The organism is Flavobacteriales bacterium, assembly GCA_016704485.1.
Taxonomy (GTDB): domain Bacteria; phylum Bacteroidota; class Bacteroidia; order Flavobacteriales_F; family PHOS-HE28; genus PHOS-HE28.
In genome coordinates this window covers 185723-201202 of the sequence record JADJAA010000001.1, presented here as the reverse complement: position 1 = coordinate 201202, position 15480 = coordinate 185723, and the positions used below count along the sequence as shown (strand labels likewise).

The 15480-nt window shown below is 49.7% G+C and carries 13 protein-coding genes; 2 read left to right on the top strand and 11 right to left on the bottom strand.

The annotated features are described in order from the left end of the window. The first annotated feature begins 26 nt into the window (after window positions 1–26). A complete protein-coding gene (locus IPF95_00830) occupies window positions 27–1613 on the top strand; it encodes a hypothetical protein (GenBank protein MBK6473240.1) in 1587 nt (528 codons plus the stop codon). Between the two features lie 62 nt (window positions 1614–1675). Here the strand turns inward: IPF95_00830 and IPF95_00825 are convergent, their stop codons facing one another. Continuing rightward, window positions 1676–4111 carry a T9SS type A sorting domain-containing protein gene (locus IPF95_00825; protein MBK6473239.1) on the bottom strand — a complete coding sequence of 812 codons (2436 nt, stop codon included), beginning with the start codon at window positions 4109–4111 and terminating at the stop codon, window positions 1676–1678. A gap of 93 nt (window positions 4112–4204) precedes the next feature. Between IPF95_00825 and IPF95_00820 the strand changes: the two genes are divergently transcribed. Beyond that, the gene (locus IPF95_00820; protein MBK6473238.1) at window positions 4205–5737 is read left to right on the top strand and encodes a hypothetical protein; all 1533 of its coding nucleotides are present in this window, start codon (window positions 4205–4207) and stop codon (window positions 5735–5737) included. A gap of 26 nt (window positions 5738–5763) precedes the next feature. Here the strand turns inward: IPF95_00820 and IPF95_00815 are convergent, their stop codons facing one another. The 10 genes from IPF95_00815 to ung form a co-directional block, all read right to left on the bottom strand. Then, window positions 5764–7041: a PD40 domain-containing protein gene (locus tag IPF95_00815; GenBank protein MBK6473237.1), complete on the bottom strand. Its 1278-nt coding sequence runs from the start codon at window positions 7039–7041 to the stop codon at window positions 5764–5766. After that, window positions 7041–7973, bottom strand: a complete 933-nt coding sequence (locus IPF95_00810) for a type IX secretion system membrane protein PorP/SprF (protein ID MBK6473236.1) — start codon at window positions 7971–7973, stop codon at window positions 7041–7043. Before IPF95_00810 ends, IPF95_00815 begins: the two co-directional genes overlap by 1 nt. A gap of 4 nt (window positions 7974–7977) precedes the next feature. Next, a complete protein-coding gene (locus IPF95_00805) occupies window positions 7978–8355 on the bottom strand; it encodes a gliding motility-associated C-terminal domain-containing protein (protein MBK6473235.1) in 378 nt (125 codons plus the stop codon). A 233-nt stretch (window positions 8356–8588) separates the two neighbouring features. After that, window positions 8589–9332 carry a 23S rRNA (guanosine(2251)-2'-O)-methyltransferase RlmB gene (rlmB, locus tag IPF95_00800; protein MBK6473234.1) on the bottom strand — a complete coding sequence of 248 codons (744 nt, stop codon included), beginning with the start codon at window positions 9330–9332 and terminating at the stop codon, window positions 8589–8591. 52 nt (window positions 9333–9384) lie between these two features. Continuing rightward, window positions 9385–10659 carry a GWxTD domain-containing protein gene (locus IPF95_00795; protein MBK6473233.1) on the bottom strand — a complete coding sequence of 425 codons (1275 nt, stop codon included), beginning with the start codon at window positions 10657–10659 and terminating at the stop codon, window positions 9385–9387. Beyond that, window positions 10656–11486 carry a DNA recombination protein RmuC gene (locus IPF95_00790; protein ID MBK6473232.1) on the bottom strand — a complete coding sequence of 277 codons (831 nt, stop codon included), beginning with the start codon at window positions 11484–11486 and terminating at the stop codon, window positions 10656–10658. Before IPF95_00790 ends, IPF95_00795 begins: the two co-directional genes overlap by 4 nt. Next, window positions 11429–11980 carry a hypothetical protein gene (locus IPF95_00785; GenBank protein MBK6473231.1) on the bottom strand — a complete coding sequence of 184 codons (552 nt, stop codon included), beginning with the start codon at window positions 11978–11980 and terminating at the stop codon, window positions 11429–11431. The genes IPF95_00790 and IPF95_00785 overlap by 58 nt, the downstream gene beginning before the upstream one ends. Window positions 11981–12041: 61 nt before the next feature. Next, window positions 12042–12551, bottom strand: coding sequence for a L,D-transpeptidase (locus tag IPF95_00780; protein MBK6473230.1), 510 nt, complete (start codon window positions 12549–12551; stop codon window positions 12042–12044). A 224-nt stretch (window positions 12552–12775) separates the two neighbouring features. Continuing rightward, on the bottom strand, window positions 12776–14485 hold the full coding sequence (locus tag IPF95_00775) for a hypothetical protein (GenBank protein MBK6473229.1): 1710 nt from the start codon (window positions 14483–14485) through the stop codon (window positions 12776–12778). After that, entirely contained in the window at window positions 14482–15165 is a 684-nt protein-coding gene (ung, locus tag IPF95_00770; GenBank protein MBK6473228.1) for a uracil-DNA glycosylase, read from the bottom strand. Before ung ends, IPF95_00775 begins: the two co-directional genes overlap by 4 nt. Window positions 15166–15480 lie beyond the last annotated feature (315 nt).

The following is a 15480-nucleotide window of genomic DNA, read 5'->3' as shown; positions in this document are numbered from 1 at the left end:
ATTCAGTGTGCGTATCTATGCCACGCATGAAGAGCGCACCAACCATCGAACTGAACGAACGTCGATGGGTATCCTATGCGGTTCTTGCGCTGATCCTGCTAAGTATTCTTGATCGGATCGACCTATTGGTGCGATTCGCGTTCAAGCACATCGGTATCGATGATGCGCTTATGCAGCAGATCGCTTTGGACTATTCACATGGAATATTCCGCGAACCCTATATGTATGGGCAGAATTACAATCCGATGCTCGAAGCATTACTCGCCGTTCCGTTGCTCTGGACCGGTATTTCGCCGCAATTCGCGTTACCCATAGTAACATCGTTTCTCGCGTTGATCCCTTTCTGGGCGTTCGCATGGTGGTGTTTGCGCAAGGGTCATATAATTGGTGCGATCGCTTTTTCGGCCATGCCGATATTATTGCCGGTGGAGTGGGGTATGCTTACCTCCATGCCGCGTGGATTCGTTCATGGTATTGGTCTGCTGGCAATGTTGCCTTTCATTCAGGTCATTCGGTCGGTGTGGGCAAGGTCTTTCTTGACCGCTTTGGTGGCCAGTGCCGCCGTTGTCTGTAACCCGAATACATTGCTGGTCCTTGTTCCGGTATTCACATGGCTTGTATGGAAGCAGCAGAGATCGGTAGGCTTCTGGTTGGGAAACGCTTTGGGAGTGTTGCCTTCCTTGGGTTTTGTTCTTTGGGCAAAAGCATTTCATGCCAAAGCCAAGATCACGCCATTGCATTTCATGGATGGCGATTCGGTTCAGTATGGTTTCAATAGAACATTGAGCGGGCTCCAAGGTCTGGACATGCACTGGCAACACTTGGTGCCATTCACGGAAGCGGCTGGGTTGTTAGTGATCTCGCTTCTGGTGATCGCCGTTGTGATGGCATTTAAGCGTAGCGATCAAGGACAATGTTGGGCAATAGTTGCTGTCATGTTGTTCATTCCGTTCGCGTTAGGTGTTCTTAAAGTACACGAAGGGTTGACTACGATCTTCTTTTCGCTTTCGAGAATGTTCTTGGGAATTCCGATCCTGGTCGCGGGTTGTATTGCGTTAGTCGGTAGCACTTATTCGTTCGATCGACGGAAGTTGATAGGCGTGTTTCTTGTCGTTGTCATTTGGCTTCCAATGAAATGGAACGGGGTGAATGAAGTAGTGGCCAATGAGTTGGAAAAGCAGGACGAGGGTTACGTTCGTGAAGAACCGATCGAAGTGGTGCGGTCCTATTGTCGTACGGTTTCTGATGTTGCTACACGCAACGGAGCGCAGTTGATCGTTCCCATTCGATGGCCAGATCTCCGTGTTGATCATCGTACCCATTATATCGCGCATTTCGTGTGTTACGCATGTCCGCAAATGGTGCCGGAGCTACCGCCCGTTTTCATGGCCGGTTATGATAGGCGTACGTGGATAGTCGAAATCTACGGTGCAGCCGAGTGTGAGAAGGTCCTGTTCGTAGGCGGGGATCCTGATGCTTGGCGCATCGCCATGAGCAACGATACTTCCATTCGCGATGTATCAACCCACGATCTGATCATGCATATCGTAGATAACGGATCAGTTTCCATACTGGACCTGATCGCGACCACACATGTTGATGGAAAGCAGTGAAGATGGATTACGAAATATCCATTTTTGGGTGAGCTACGATCCGAAACTGGAGTGCCTCCTACTTACTCTGTGATCACCAAAGGCCCGACGTTGGTTCGAGTTCCTTTGGATGCGAAGCGCAACATATAGGTTCCTGCACTAACACCTTCAAGGGGAAAGACCAGCACGTTCTCTGAAATTGTTAGTTGCCTGATCAAAGCTCCCCGTTGGTCCAGCAGTTCGATCACGCCGTTCGGTGAATTCATATCGGTCCTTACCAAGACCCTGTTCGTTGCAGGATTCGGGAAGATCGACCATACCGCTTCACGAGCATTTTCGCTAACACTAACGGCACTCTTTCGCCAAGCCAATGTGTATTCACCGGCTTGTAGGTCATTGATGTCGATCCGGCCGGTTTTATTCGTTGCACTTCCGATCGTGTTCAGTGTTTGGTCCGGGTGAAGGGTCCAAGCGACGCGTGCGCTTGGTCGGTAGAGCACCACCAAGCTGTCCTCAGTGAACGCCACACCATTGTAGTCGTTCATCAGACCAATATCCAGTGCACCTGAAATGATATCTCTCCCGTCGTAATTGATCCGTCCGGTGAGTTCCGCTCCAACAGGCAGTTGTGCCGTTACGCGCCAATAGCGGTCCGGTGATACCACAAAAGCAAAAGTTTCATCGACTTCAGGATCTGCGGCTACCCAATACTCTTGTACGACGATCGGTGTCGGTGTAGGCATGTTAGCCACTGTGACGCGCAGATCACTATTCACGCTGTTCAATATTCCCGGACTTTCCATCGTGTCAGCATCCAATGTGATCGCCAGACTGATCAGTTCATCGGCATTCAGCACAACTGCGACCGGTTCGAAAGGTGGTAATACTATTGCTGAAGAATTCGTTCCACCGAAAAGCTGTTGTGGAGAGTCCCATCCAGCACCGTTCACGTCGTAACACGTTACGGTGATCGGTACATTGTTGTATGGGGAGGAAGGTCCGCGTTGTTTCTGTTCAACGAAGACATTCGTTGGCCAAACGCCACCGACAACTTGTTCAACCCTGAATGAGTCTACCTCAAATGCCGCCCAGCCAGGTTGATCGATATAATCATTGAAGAAATCGGTCATATCCATGCCGGTTTCCTGTGTGAGATGGTCCCGGAGCAACGATGTATTCACCGATTGAAATGCATAGGTCTCAAGGAAGCTGGTGAATCCTTGAACGAAGAGCGCGTCACCCAAATAACCACGGAGCGCATGAGCAACATCCGCGCCTTTGTTATACACATGCTCACCATAGGTCCATTGTTGCGGAATATCCGATAAGGTTAACCAATCCTCGTCCAGAATATGTGCACGATGCACCATTGCTCGGTGGTTCTTTTTCACAGTGGTCATATAGCGTTCCCTCCCATACACATCCTCTAGGAACAAATAGCTCAAGTACTCGGCAAACCCTTCATTGATGTACATCTCTTCTGCGCGATCGCAGGTCACAAGATCACCGAACCAATGATGCGCAAGTTCATGGGCCATGATATCTTCATACTGCAATGACCCATCCGCAATGGAGCTAGGGTAGTGGATGCTCGTAGCATGTTCCATGGCTCCCTGTGGGGTCAGTACATACCCGACCTTGTTCCAGCGGTACGGCCCGAACCATTCCTCGAAATGTGAGAATGCATCTGGTAGGTGCAGGAATGAATTCTTCATGGCCGTTGTATCCTGTGCTCTGGCAACGAGTTCTACAGGGATCATAGCGCCCGTCGTACTCATGTATTGATCATGCACCGGAACATAATTGGATGCCGCAACACTTGCTAAGTAGCTCGGCATGGTTTCAGCAATGCTCCAATGGAGCAGAATGGTATCACCGCCCAATGGTATTTCAGACAACAGTGTGCCGTTACACCAGGATCTATTCGCACCACGGGTCTTTATCAGGAACTCATAGGAGTTCCGTTCCGTGAAATTGTCGACACAAGGGAACCAGGCTCGGCCATATGAATGGGGAATGCTGGTGAACGCTACACCTAAATTGTACATTATGGTGCCCATGTAGAATCCGCCGAAACCACTCACATCCGTTGTAGGGTCACCTTGGTAATGAACGGTCAGTTCCAGTGTATCGTTGGTTCCGAAACTGCCACCAAGATCTATGTCGAGTACTTCACCTGACTGCGTGAATGTCAAATTGCCATTGATGTCCGTTACGGAATCCACGGTCAGTGTCAATAGGTCCAGAGGGAAGTTGGAGGTGCCTTCTGCGCGAGGAACTGCAATAATGGTGCAATGGCCAGCAATGGTGTTCGCCATCGTTAGGTCAAGCGCGATCACTTGATGAAGGATATCCAATGGCCACAAAGCAGGTGCCCCACCTGCTTTGGCTTGGAATAAGCCAGACCCTTGTTTTGTGGTCTTGCAGTCATGTTGGGCGTCAGTGGCGGATGTTACAAGCAGCGTAACGAATGTCAATAAGAGTGGGATTGATCTGCGGAGGATCCGAATATCATGCATTTGTCAAATGTAGTGAGGGTTGGTATTTGCGTCGCAGGCTTCCTATCTTTGGAGTGCAAGGTTGGGATCCTATTTCAATTATTACAGGAAGACATGAAGCCAAGTACAGAGCTATTCGATCTGATCCGTTCGCTGACGAAGTCGGAAAAGCGATTCTTTAAGTTGCATTCATCACTACAAAGTGGCGACAAGAATTACCTACGCATTTTTGATTCCATCGATAAGCAGAAAGCGTACGACGAAGAGGCCTTGAAGAAGCAGTTCGCAAAGGAGACCTTCATTAAGCATTTGCCTTCTGAGAAGAACCATTTGTACAAGCTGATACTTAAAGCACTTCGGGCTTACCATTCGGAAAGTTCCGTGAGTGGAGTGTTGAAACAAGAGATCAAGAACATTGAGATCCTTTATCAGAAAGCGCTGTATACCGAATGCAATAAACTGCTTCATCGTGCGAAACGCATTGCGCGTGAGAATGAACGCTTCTATTACTGGTTCGAGCTATTGAGCTGGGAGAAGATGTTATTGGAGGAAGCTTATGAGAGTGGGGAATTCACCAAGGATCTGGATGCACTGATCGAAGAAGAGCGTGAAGTGATCGAGAAACTCCGGAATCTTGCGGCATACCATATCCTCTATTCAAAGATCAATTACGTATTCCACAGTGGTGGTTATGTGCGCACGGAAGAAGAACGCGCCATGGTCGAGGAGATCAGTGAGCACCAATTGATAAAAGGGAAGAATACGGCACTGAGCCATCGCGCAGCAACGATCTGTTACTACACGCAAGGTTTCTGTTATTGGGCGAAGCGCGATTGGAAGACCAGTTTGGAAAAATTCCTTCGCGTTAAAGAGATCCTGGACCGCAGCAAATTGATCAAGAACGACCTGCCGAAACGGTATATCAGAACATTGCATTACATCATCAATGCGCAGATCGAGCTTAAGGATCTGAAAAGCGCAAGAGAGAGCATTAAATTGATGCGTTCACTTTCCGGAACACAAGGATTCACGGGTCAGAATCTGGAGACACAGATATTCGTTGCCAGTTATTTGGGAGAGTTGCGCTTGTTGGATCGTTCCGCGGATTACGGAAAGGCCATGGAGCTGGTGGATCCGATCCTGAAGGGGATGGAAGAAATGGCCGCTGGCATACACAAGGAAAGCGAGATCGAATTCTATTTCACGCTAGCGATCGTACACTTCGGTGCCAATGAAATGAACAAGGCGTTGTTCTGGTTGAACAAGGTGCTGAACGATAATGAACCGACATTGCGACAGGACATATTCACGTATGCAAGGTTGTTCAATCTGGTTGTCCATTTCGAGTTGGGTAACTACGATCTGTTGGAATACATCGTGCGCAGTACATCACGTTTCATGAACAAGCGGCATGATGCGAATGATGTTGAAGTGCTATTGATCGACCACATCAAGAAGATGGCACGGTCTACGGATCCGGAAGTTAAAATTGAACACTTTGCCATGATGCACAAAGAGTTCAAAGTGATATTCAAGGATCCATTGGAAAGCATGGTCCTTAAATATTTCGATGTGATGTCCTGGGTCGAGAGCCGCATGGAAGGCATCACGTTCGCAGAGGTCGTGAAGCGGAACAATAAAGCATAGACCTTCGAGTACGCGTGGTATCTATCCTAAGGTGCTGCTTTGGATAATTGTTCCACTGGGAGCTTCCGTAATGAATAGATCCCATCTTTCCCATCCCGGTTGCTACTCAAGAAGCCGCTGGATCCGTCATTCCGGAATTGAAGCGAAAAGTCGTCATAGGTTGAATTGATCGGTGCATTCATGTTCGCTGGCAGCGACCAATCATCGTTCGTGTAAGCTGATGAGAAAACGTCCAGGCCACCTAGTCCGCCATGCCCGTTGGATGAAAAGAACAATGTGTCACCTAGAACGGTTGGGAACATTTCATTCCCTGGTGTGTTGATAGTAGGTCCAAGATTCTCCGGCGGACTCCATGCGTTGAGCATCCATTTGCATTGGTATACATCCGTACCACCGAATCCGCCCGGCATATCGCTGATCATGTACAACGTTCTGCCATCGGCGCTAAGAGCAGCCTGACCAATACTTCGTCCATCGCTATTGAAGGCGAATTGCTCAACGTTCTCCCAAGAACCATTGCGTTGTTTTTCCGCACGGAACAACTGTACGTGGCTCACGTTCTGTTCGTCTTTTATTATGCGGTGTTTCATGTAATCACTGCGTGAGAAGAACATCGTGCGACCATCGGAACTGAAGGTCGCGGGGCCGTCGTGGTACATCCCGTTCACGATTCCGAAAAGCGGTTTGATGTCGGCAAGATCACCCTGTGCATTCGGCTCTCCGTAGTACAGGTCAAGGAATGAGTGACCATTCAATGGGTTCGTTCTTTTCGCGTTTACGGATGCATTTGCTCCCGCGAAGACGACGCCTTTGCCGTATGGAACGGCGCAAAAGGCTTCGGGTAATTCTGGAATTCGTACTGGTTGAATTTCGTACAATGGTGTAGCAGGAGTATAGGATGTATGCGCGTAACACGCATCGAGCAAGCGCTTTGCAATTACATTTCCTGAGTCTGACGCAAGAATATTCTTGAATTGGATCTCAGCATTGGCAACCTCTCCTATTTGTTGCAGGGCCATCCCGTACAGCAATCCATCGGTGGTCTGCAACGGGGCCTCTTTTTGTGCCATTCCATAAAGCTCCACGGCGCGATGTAGGTCATTCAATTTTGAATGGGCAATGGCAGCGCGTAGGGCAATCGACCGGTCGAATTTTTTCTGAAGCAATTGATCGTATTTCGCGGAAGCCGTTGCATATGCCATGCGGTTGAATGCCGCATCAGCATGGGCACGGCGCGAATTGGAACATGCGGAAAGCAAGCTCGCAATGAGAACAATTCCAATGATCTTCGACCGTGTACCCATTAGAAATAACGTGGAGATTTCAATGTGATCGCCTCACGACCGAGATCGAAACCGATCATGATCTCATGCGATCCGGTGGTGTAATTACGCATCCGCGCTGCTGCCATATCATAGGCATAACCGATCCGCAATTGCGGGGAGATCACATACTCCACCATGCCGACAAAAGCAGCACCAGTGCGGTAACCCACACCAAGCCATAGGCGTTCGCGATAGAGTAGGTTACAGTTCAGGTCGGCTTGGACGGCGGCATTGGGGGCGAACTTCACCAGTACATTCGGTTTGATATCCAAGGACTCCGAAAGCGGGTAGACCTTACCGGCATGCAAATAGTAGTGGCTGGAATAGTACCGGGTTTGAGTGCTGTCGGTCACTGCTTTAATGGCCTTATCCGCAGCGAACAGGGAAGGGGCCGAAAGACCTAAGTAGGCATCCGATCTGTACCAGTACAAGCCGAAACCGAATTTCGCTACGGGTACATTGGTGAGGTTCCGATCAAGAACTTGATCATTGGTATCCCAATAACGCAGACCACTGAGTTGTGCAGAATAAATGGAAACACCTGCACGCAGGCCGAATGCCAATTTACTTCGAGTACCGATGCGCATGTGGTATGCGAAATTCCCTGAGAGGTCCAGGTCTTTCGAGATGCCGATGCGATCATGGACAACGGTAAATCCTGCACCGATCTTTTGTTTCATCAATGGTGCGTCAAAGGCAACCATGCTCGTAGTTGGTGCACCTTCCATTTGGGCCCATTGAGAACGGTGCAATAGCGATGACGTGGCATACGCGTGCGAACCGGCACTGCCAGGGTTCAAGAACAAGCCGTTGAACATGTATTGGCTTACCGATACCTGCTGCTGAGCATGAACGGAACCCGTCCGTACCAGGGTTCCCACGAAGAGTATGATCAGGTATATGCGGTTCATACCATCAGCGACGTAATTCAACAAAGCCTTGCCAAGTTCTTTCGCCGCCATTCACGGAGAAGCGCACGAAATAGGTTCCATCGGGTAAGGGTTGTCCTTGCACATTCTCACCCGTCCAATTGTTCGTGTAATTGTAAGTGTCGTAGACCAAATTGCCCCATCGGTTCACTACGGTGAACGTGTTCCTCGGATATGCTTCGAGACCATGAATTACGAACGTGTCGTTCGCGCCGTCACGGTTCGGGCTGAATCCTGTGGGCAGCTCAATTTCGCCTTCCTGTATCACATATACAGCTGATCGGACCGAGTTAGGATCGGCCGTCCAGCCGCTGAATACCAGTGCAAGACCTACAATAAGAGCATTCGGAAGAATGGTGTTCATTAAATAAAACGAAGCACGAGAACGCCATGGAACCATACGTATTCCGCGGTGAGATCAGCTTTCGTGCGCTTTAGTACGCAACTCACCGGTTGAAGGTTGCCAAATTGTAATGGGACGGAAGGTGCAAGTGTCCTTGCCGGAAATAGCCTTGGAGCTTAATTGAATAGACACCTTTCACTAGAAGTCGATCTGATACCTTCTCTGATCGCCTGTGTGTGAACTTCACGCTCCGCTCACTTCGCTCCGTTCCGCGACTTCAGCACGGCATGCAGCGCAACCCCAGCTGCAACCGAAACATTCAGAGATCCGATCGAGCCCGCCATGGGGATCTTCACCAGGTCATCGGCCATACGCAAAACGGAGTCGGAAATTCCTTCGTCCTCTGCTCCCATGACCAGGACCAAGGGGCCAGCAAGGGCAGCTTCATCCAAGAACTGCGTACCTTTTTCGGTGATGGCAACTATACGTAAGCCATGCTCCCGTGCTCTGAAGAGTCCTTCGGTGAACTTGTTCACTCTACACACTGGCTTTCGCAACAAAGCACCAGCGCTGCTTTTTACAGCGTCCGGCCCTAATCGGGCGGTTCCCGTTTTAGGCACGAGCATGGTATGTGCACCAAATACTTCTGCGCTTCGTGCAATGGCACCCATGTTCCGAACATCGGTAACGCCATCCAAAGCAATGACCAACGGCGTTTCCCCGCTCTCATAGGCCATGGTGATCACTTCATCCAGGTCCTGTTCCTCGACTTGGCTCAAGTAAGCTATAACGCCTTGGTGTTCGGTCTTCGTAAGGCGATCGAGCTTTGCAACAGGTACGGGCTGCCATGGAATATCGCGGTCCAATGCCAACTGCCGGATCTCTTTGATCCCATCACCACCGGCTTCTCGGCGAATGAGCAAGCGTTCCACGTTCTTTCCTGCGCGCAATGCTTCGATCACGGGCCACACGCCACACACAAGGTCATTCGATGCCATCTTCAATAGTAGTTGTTGGTCTGCGTGTATTTCGGCTTAATTGTAACGGTTTTCAATTCTGGTAGACCCTTCCGTTGCGCCAGCTTTCCACATTCCTGTACCAAGCTCCTTTAAGCAAAGGGTCCCGGTTCAGCACGAGGTCATTGTCACTGAACGCGCTTTTTCCTTTCACGAAAGTGAAAGTAAGCGACATGAGGTTATTCTCTTCACCGTAGATCCAAGTCTCGCTATGATCACTTTTGTAGATGGAGGTAGGTGTCCCGAAGATGATGTTGACCAGGCCTCGGTCGGTTCGCCATCCTTCCACAAACGAGGTAAAGAACCGGTTAGCCGTTTCCACCCGCCCGTAATAGATCCGAATGGCCTCTCTGGCCCGCTCACGATCTCCTGCAGCGTCGATCCAGAACCGTTCAATTGCATAGCGCACATTCGGGGCATTGGATATGTGATCGAACTCTTGTAGTGAAGTTATGTAACGCAATGGCTTCAACATGTCCGCAGCGGTTCCAACATAGGGATAGCAATCCTTCAACGCGAACAAGGAGAATCCATCATCAGCAACACTATCCGATCGAATAAAATAGGTGCCAGGGTTGTTCAATGACATCAGAAATGTCCCTTCCTCGGACACGGTGATCGCATACGTACTGTCAGGTATCGGATCGTTCGGCATTGAACTCGCCGTTGTGAATACGGGAACCGGTAGTAGCTCATCAACCGGGTATCGCTGACAGCTCAAGGTCTTACCAGCGAATACGTCACTGCGCACTTTTACACTGGAACCAACGGCGAGATGATCATCGAACAACGGCAGGCCTTTAGCGGTATCCACTGGCATGAAATACTGGTGTGAGGCAATACCATCCCGCTCAACACGCAGGTAGACCGTGCTTTCATTGTCCCGGTTGAGGTCTCGCGCAACGATCTTCAGAATAAAGGATCGTTGTTCTTTTCGCCGAAGCTCCATACTGCCAATGAGTTCGCGGTCCTCATCGGTGTCGTAGCTTTTGTCCTGGATCAACGTTGTTGCGCTGTCCAACAGATTCTTTGTGCTCCAGTCCGAATACGCTTCATATTTTATCTGAACGATCGATCTGAAAGGCCCTCCGCTTCCATCGCCTTTGTAAAGTAGGTCGCGTGTGTTCAATTTGTAGTACACTGTGGAATGGTCAGGCGCACTGTGGTACACACGTGCATGCAGACGCATTTGTGATCCGCCTTTGCCGTAGATGTATGCGAAGTTATCGTGCTTGGTTGCGGTAGCGCGGCTTCTACATCCGCCAAAGATCAATACGGACATGAAGAGTATTCCGATCAATAGCCTCATTCGATCAGGTTCGTTATTCCACCTTTGGAACGTTCCAATAATTTGGGGTGGATCGTCTTGTTGGTCTTTGCGCCGAGCTCCTTCAGTTTTTCGACTTGGCGGATCAAGTTCCCCGGTCCTTCGCTCAATTTTCCCACTGCAGCTTCGTAACTTTTCTGGGCATCGTTCACGCTTTTTCCGATGCGTCCAAGGTCTTCCGTAAAACCATGGAACTTATCATACAATGCGCCAGCGCGTTCCGCGATCTTAATGTGGTTCCGTGCAATGCGTTCGTTCTTCCAGATCCCATGGATGGTGCGTAAAGTTGCCATCAATGTGGAATGCGTTACCATGACCACCTGTCGGTCATAGGCCTCTTGGAAGATCTCCGGTCTTTCGCGTATTGCGGTCAAGAACGCGGGTTCGATCGGCACGAACATCAGCACGAAATCCACGCTGTCCACACCATATAATTTGGTGTAGTTCTTTTCACCGAGCCCCTTGGCGTGCGTTCGGATACTATCCACATGTTGCTTCAGGAACTTATCGCGTTCATCCGATCCGTTGCTGGATGCATAGCGTTCGTAGTGCAACAATGAAACCTTGGCATCGATGATCAGGTGCTTGTTTTCAGGAAGCATGATCACCGCATCAGGACGCAGCCGTGAACCATCACTGAGCGTAGTGCTTTCCTGCATGGAATATTCCTGTCCTTTGATCAGGCCGGAACTGTCCAATAGTTTTTCCAGGATCATTTCGCCCCATGCACCTTGGCTCTGTGAATCGCCCTTCAATGCTTTGGTAAGATTATCCGCTTCTTGGGTAAGGCGTGTGTTCTGTGTAACCAATTTTCGATCTGGTCCTTCAACGCAAAACGTTCCCGGCCTTCTTTGTCGTATGCATCGCGTACTTGCGTCTGAAATTCAACGATCCGTTCCTGAAGCGGCTTCAGGATGGTGCCCAGTTTTTCGCTTTGTTGTTCCTGTAACTCCTTTCCGCGTTGGGAAAGCAATCGATTCGCAATATTCTCGAATTCGGTGGTCATGCGGACCTGCAATTCCTCAAGTTCCGTTTTTTGAGCGTCCAATTTTTCATGCAGGCCCTGCGTCTTTTGTTGCTCTCGGGCTACGTCAGCGCTAAGCAGCCTTGTTTGTTCGGTTCGCGTATTATTCTCACGGACCTCGCGTTCGATCCGTTGCTCAAGGTCCTTACGCTCTTTGTCGTATTGAGCGCGTACAATGTCCAACATGCCAGCATCGCGCTTACGATACCAGAACGCGAACGCGACGGCACCGATCAAAATGCCAGCAAAAAGGCCAAAAAGTGAACTAAAAAGATCCATGTACTACGGAATGCACGAAGATACGGAGTGCTGCTCGGTCTTCGAATTTCAAATTACGACTTCAGTTATCCAATATCACCACCAATGCGCCAACAGGAACTCTTTCGTAAAGGTCAATGACATCGGCATTCAGCATGCGGATGCAGCCATGCGAAGATGGGGATCCAATGGAACGTTCATTGGCCGTGCCGTGGATATAGATGCACCGTTGATAGCTATCGTTTGCTCCACCTTTGTTCACGCCCGGTTCCAAACCTTCCAACCACAGGATGCGCGATGTGATCAGGTCGGTGTCCTCGCTGATCCGATCAGGGTTCGCTAATTCACCCGTATAGCGCCGTTCACTCAGGATACCCATCATCGGAACATTATCACCGATCTTTTTTCCGATCACATGAAGACCAGTAGGTGTGCGATTACTATTTATTTCCATTCCTGGTCCGTTGCTAGCAGTGGCAACCGGGTAGACCTTCAAGAGCGTGCCCTCTTTTACGAGGAACATGCTCTGTTGATCCAACGAGACATAAAGCAAAGTCCCCGTTCGCGGCTGTTCCGGATAACGCAGTTCCATGTACTCAAGCAGAAAGTCGATATAGGCCTGCTTCGGATGCGATCGCACGGTCGGTTCCGAGCCAATTCCAGCAAAGACCGGGACCGACAACGCAACTGCCAATAGAGTCATGGATCGCATAGGGTAAGCAAAACTAGTGTATATACTGATGTTTGATGAGTTTGATGTGTTCTTTGAGCAACAGGTAAATGGCTAGCATTCAGGTGGATCGCTTAGCACACAGGTCAGAATAAGCTAATGAACCCGAAATGCACTTTACCGGTGCGCAATTCGATCGGGTTATTGAACTGTTTACCGAGCGCATAAGTGAGGCTGAAAAGGCCTGCCTTCGTTTCAAACATGGTGCCTACTCCAAAACCGAATGGTGTATCGGTAACAAAGTCATTCTGGCTTGAATTCTCCCACCACCCCTGATCGAAGAATGCAAAGAAGTTGGAGTTCTCTTCGAATACGAAACGATATTCCAGTGTGGCAATTGCATAGGAGGAGGCAACAATAAAAGCTTCATTAGCGCCTCGCAACGTTTTAAGTCCGCCAATGCGATAGAGCTCGTTCGTGTAGAGGTCATCATTCACCATCCAACCGCCCTGCCCTGCGAGCCGAATAGTGCTCCTTCTCTTGATCGGGATATGGGCAACGGCCGTTCCGTCCAATTGGTATTGCACCGTTCTGATCTCCGGAGGTTGTTCCTGTTGGCCGAATACGGCCGTCGTGGTGCGCTTTTTCCCAGCTGAACCTTCTATTTTGGCGCTATGTCCGCGTTTCGGATTGAAACGATAATCGAATCGTTCCCTTTCCAGGCCGAGGCCGTAGCTGATTGTACTCACATCTGCAAGACCTGGCACCTGCACCGTGTTCCTCCCCAATCGATCACTGCTTTTGCTGTTTATGAATACCGAAAGTTTATCACCGCGTGGCAAAATATAGTCCAGTCCACCTCGCGCGGTCACTTCAAGAAACGTCGTATCCCGTTTAAATAATTTCAGGCCGAGGTCTACACCGAATGGTGTATTGAAGGCGAAGGGCAAGTTGAAATGCGTCTTCAGGTCTTGTGTGGAATTCACGAGGGATCGCCAGTTCAGTTCGATCGCTTCGCCACGTTTCAGGGCATTCCGTAGGCGGAGGTCAATGTCACCCGTTAGCGTGGTCTTTCCGGTAAGTGGATCGGGTTGTAATCCAAGAACTCCATTTATGGAACTCGCTTTCTTGGTGTCAAGGAATAGATAGAGTTTCGTGCTTTCCTGGGTGAATTGCACATACGGACGTTGCTTTTGCACTATGAAAGGAAGCTCTTTTAGTCTGCGCTCCACACTGGCTACAACGGCTTCATTGTAAAGGTCGCCTGGTCGAATTCCGATGTATGAATGTAAATAACGGATGTTGGTCTTAGCACTTCCACGCACGAGCACACTATCGAATTTCACCAAACGGCCTTTATCCAAAACGACACGGGCCATGAGTCCATCATCCGAGAAATTCAAGCTATCGAAACGCACGTTCACGAATGGATAACCGTTGTTCTCACTTTGCTTTATGAGCCCTTCGAATAGACGCGCCACTTGTCGGGGAGTTATTGGCCGACCGGAATACAATTTATCCCGGAATTTGGCGGCACTTGCGATCTCGACAGGAATACCGGACCCGGAAAGTTGCGCCCAACGATAATTCCATCCAACCGCGATAGGGCAGACCGTAGTGTCACCTGTTGTGATGCAGGTATCGATCGTCGCTTCTAGGTACCCCTTGCTCAATAGGAAGTTTATCTGTTCGACCTTGGCCTGCTGGGTTCCTGCTGCGGTGGGTAATTGCACCGGTTGCCACCATTTCGACGGCAGTTCAATGTCCGGTACGAATTCGATCCGGTGCTTTTGGGCATGAAGAGATTGGGCGAACGCTGCCACCACCACCCCGATTATGATCCTAGTAGTGATCATTGCATCCAGTCGATGGTGCTTTTTCCTAGTTCTTGGAGCAGTTCATTTACGCGACTGAAATGCCCACATCCTATGAATCCTCGGTGTGCTGAGAGTGGAGAAGGATGGGGCGCTTTGAGCACAACATGTTTTTGGGTATCGATCAATGATTCCTTGTGCTGAGCAGGATTTCCCCAAAGTAGGAAGATGATGCCGTTCAGTTGTTCCGACACTACCGTTATGACCGCATCCGTGAATTGTTCCCAGCCTTTGCTGCGATGTGAGCCCGCTTCGTTCTCACGGACCGTAAGTACCGTATTTAGCAAAAGTACGCCTTGCTGAGCCCAGCCACTAAGGTCGGTCGTCCGGGGTGCCTCAGTATTGAGGTCACGTTGGATCTCCTTGAAGATATTCCGCAGAGAAGGTGGAGTTCGCATACCCTTTGGTACAGAAAAAGAAAGTCCATGTGCTTGTCCTTCGCCGTGATAAGGGTCTTGCCCTAGGATGACCACCTTCACGTTGAACAAAGGCGTATGACCGAACGCAGCGAACACGTCTTCCTTCTTTGGGTAGATCACCGAGGTAGTTCGTTCACGATCCAGAAAGGTGCAAAGTTCAGAATAGGAAGGACTCTGGAATGCACTTTGCAAGTGAATTATCCAATCCTCGCCAATATTCGAAATAGGTGGAGCGTTAACCATTGGAAGGCTGATGGTATTGGTCCAGAATAGTTCGACGAACCAATTGTTGAAACATTTTAACGGAACACATCGTTATGAGGGCTAACTTTGGGGAGCATTCCCCGCCGAACCATTCTGGCTAGGAATACAAATTACGAACGATGAAAAAGGTGCTTTTGGTACTGGTTGCTGTTTTCTTCACGAGCATTGTGATGACATCCTGCGGCTCCGCCCATTCTTGCCCTGCGTACGGTAAAGTAACAAACGTTACACCGGAAAAACGCGGTTAAGCCTTTGTCCCGGTAAGGGGTCTTAGGTTCAAGCCCAGAGCGGAAG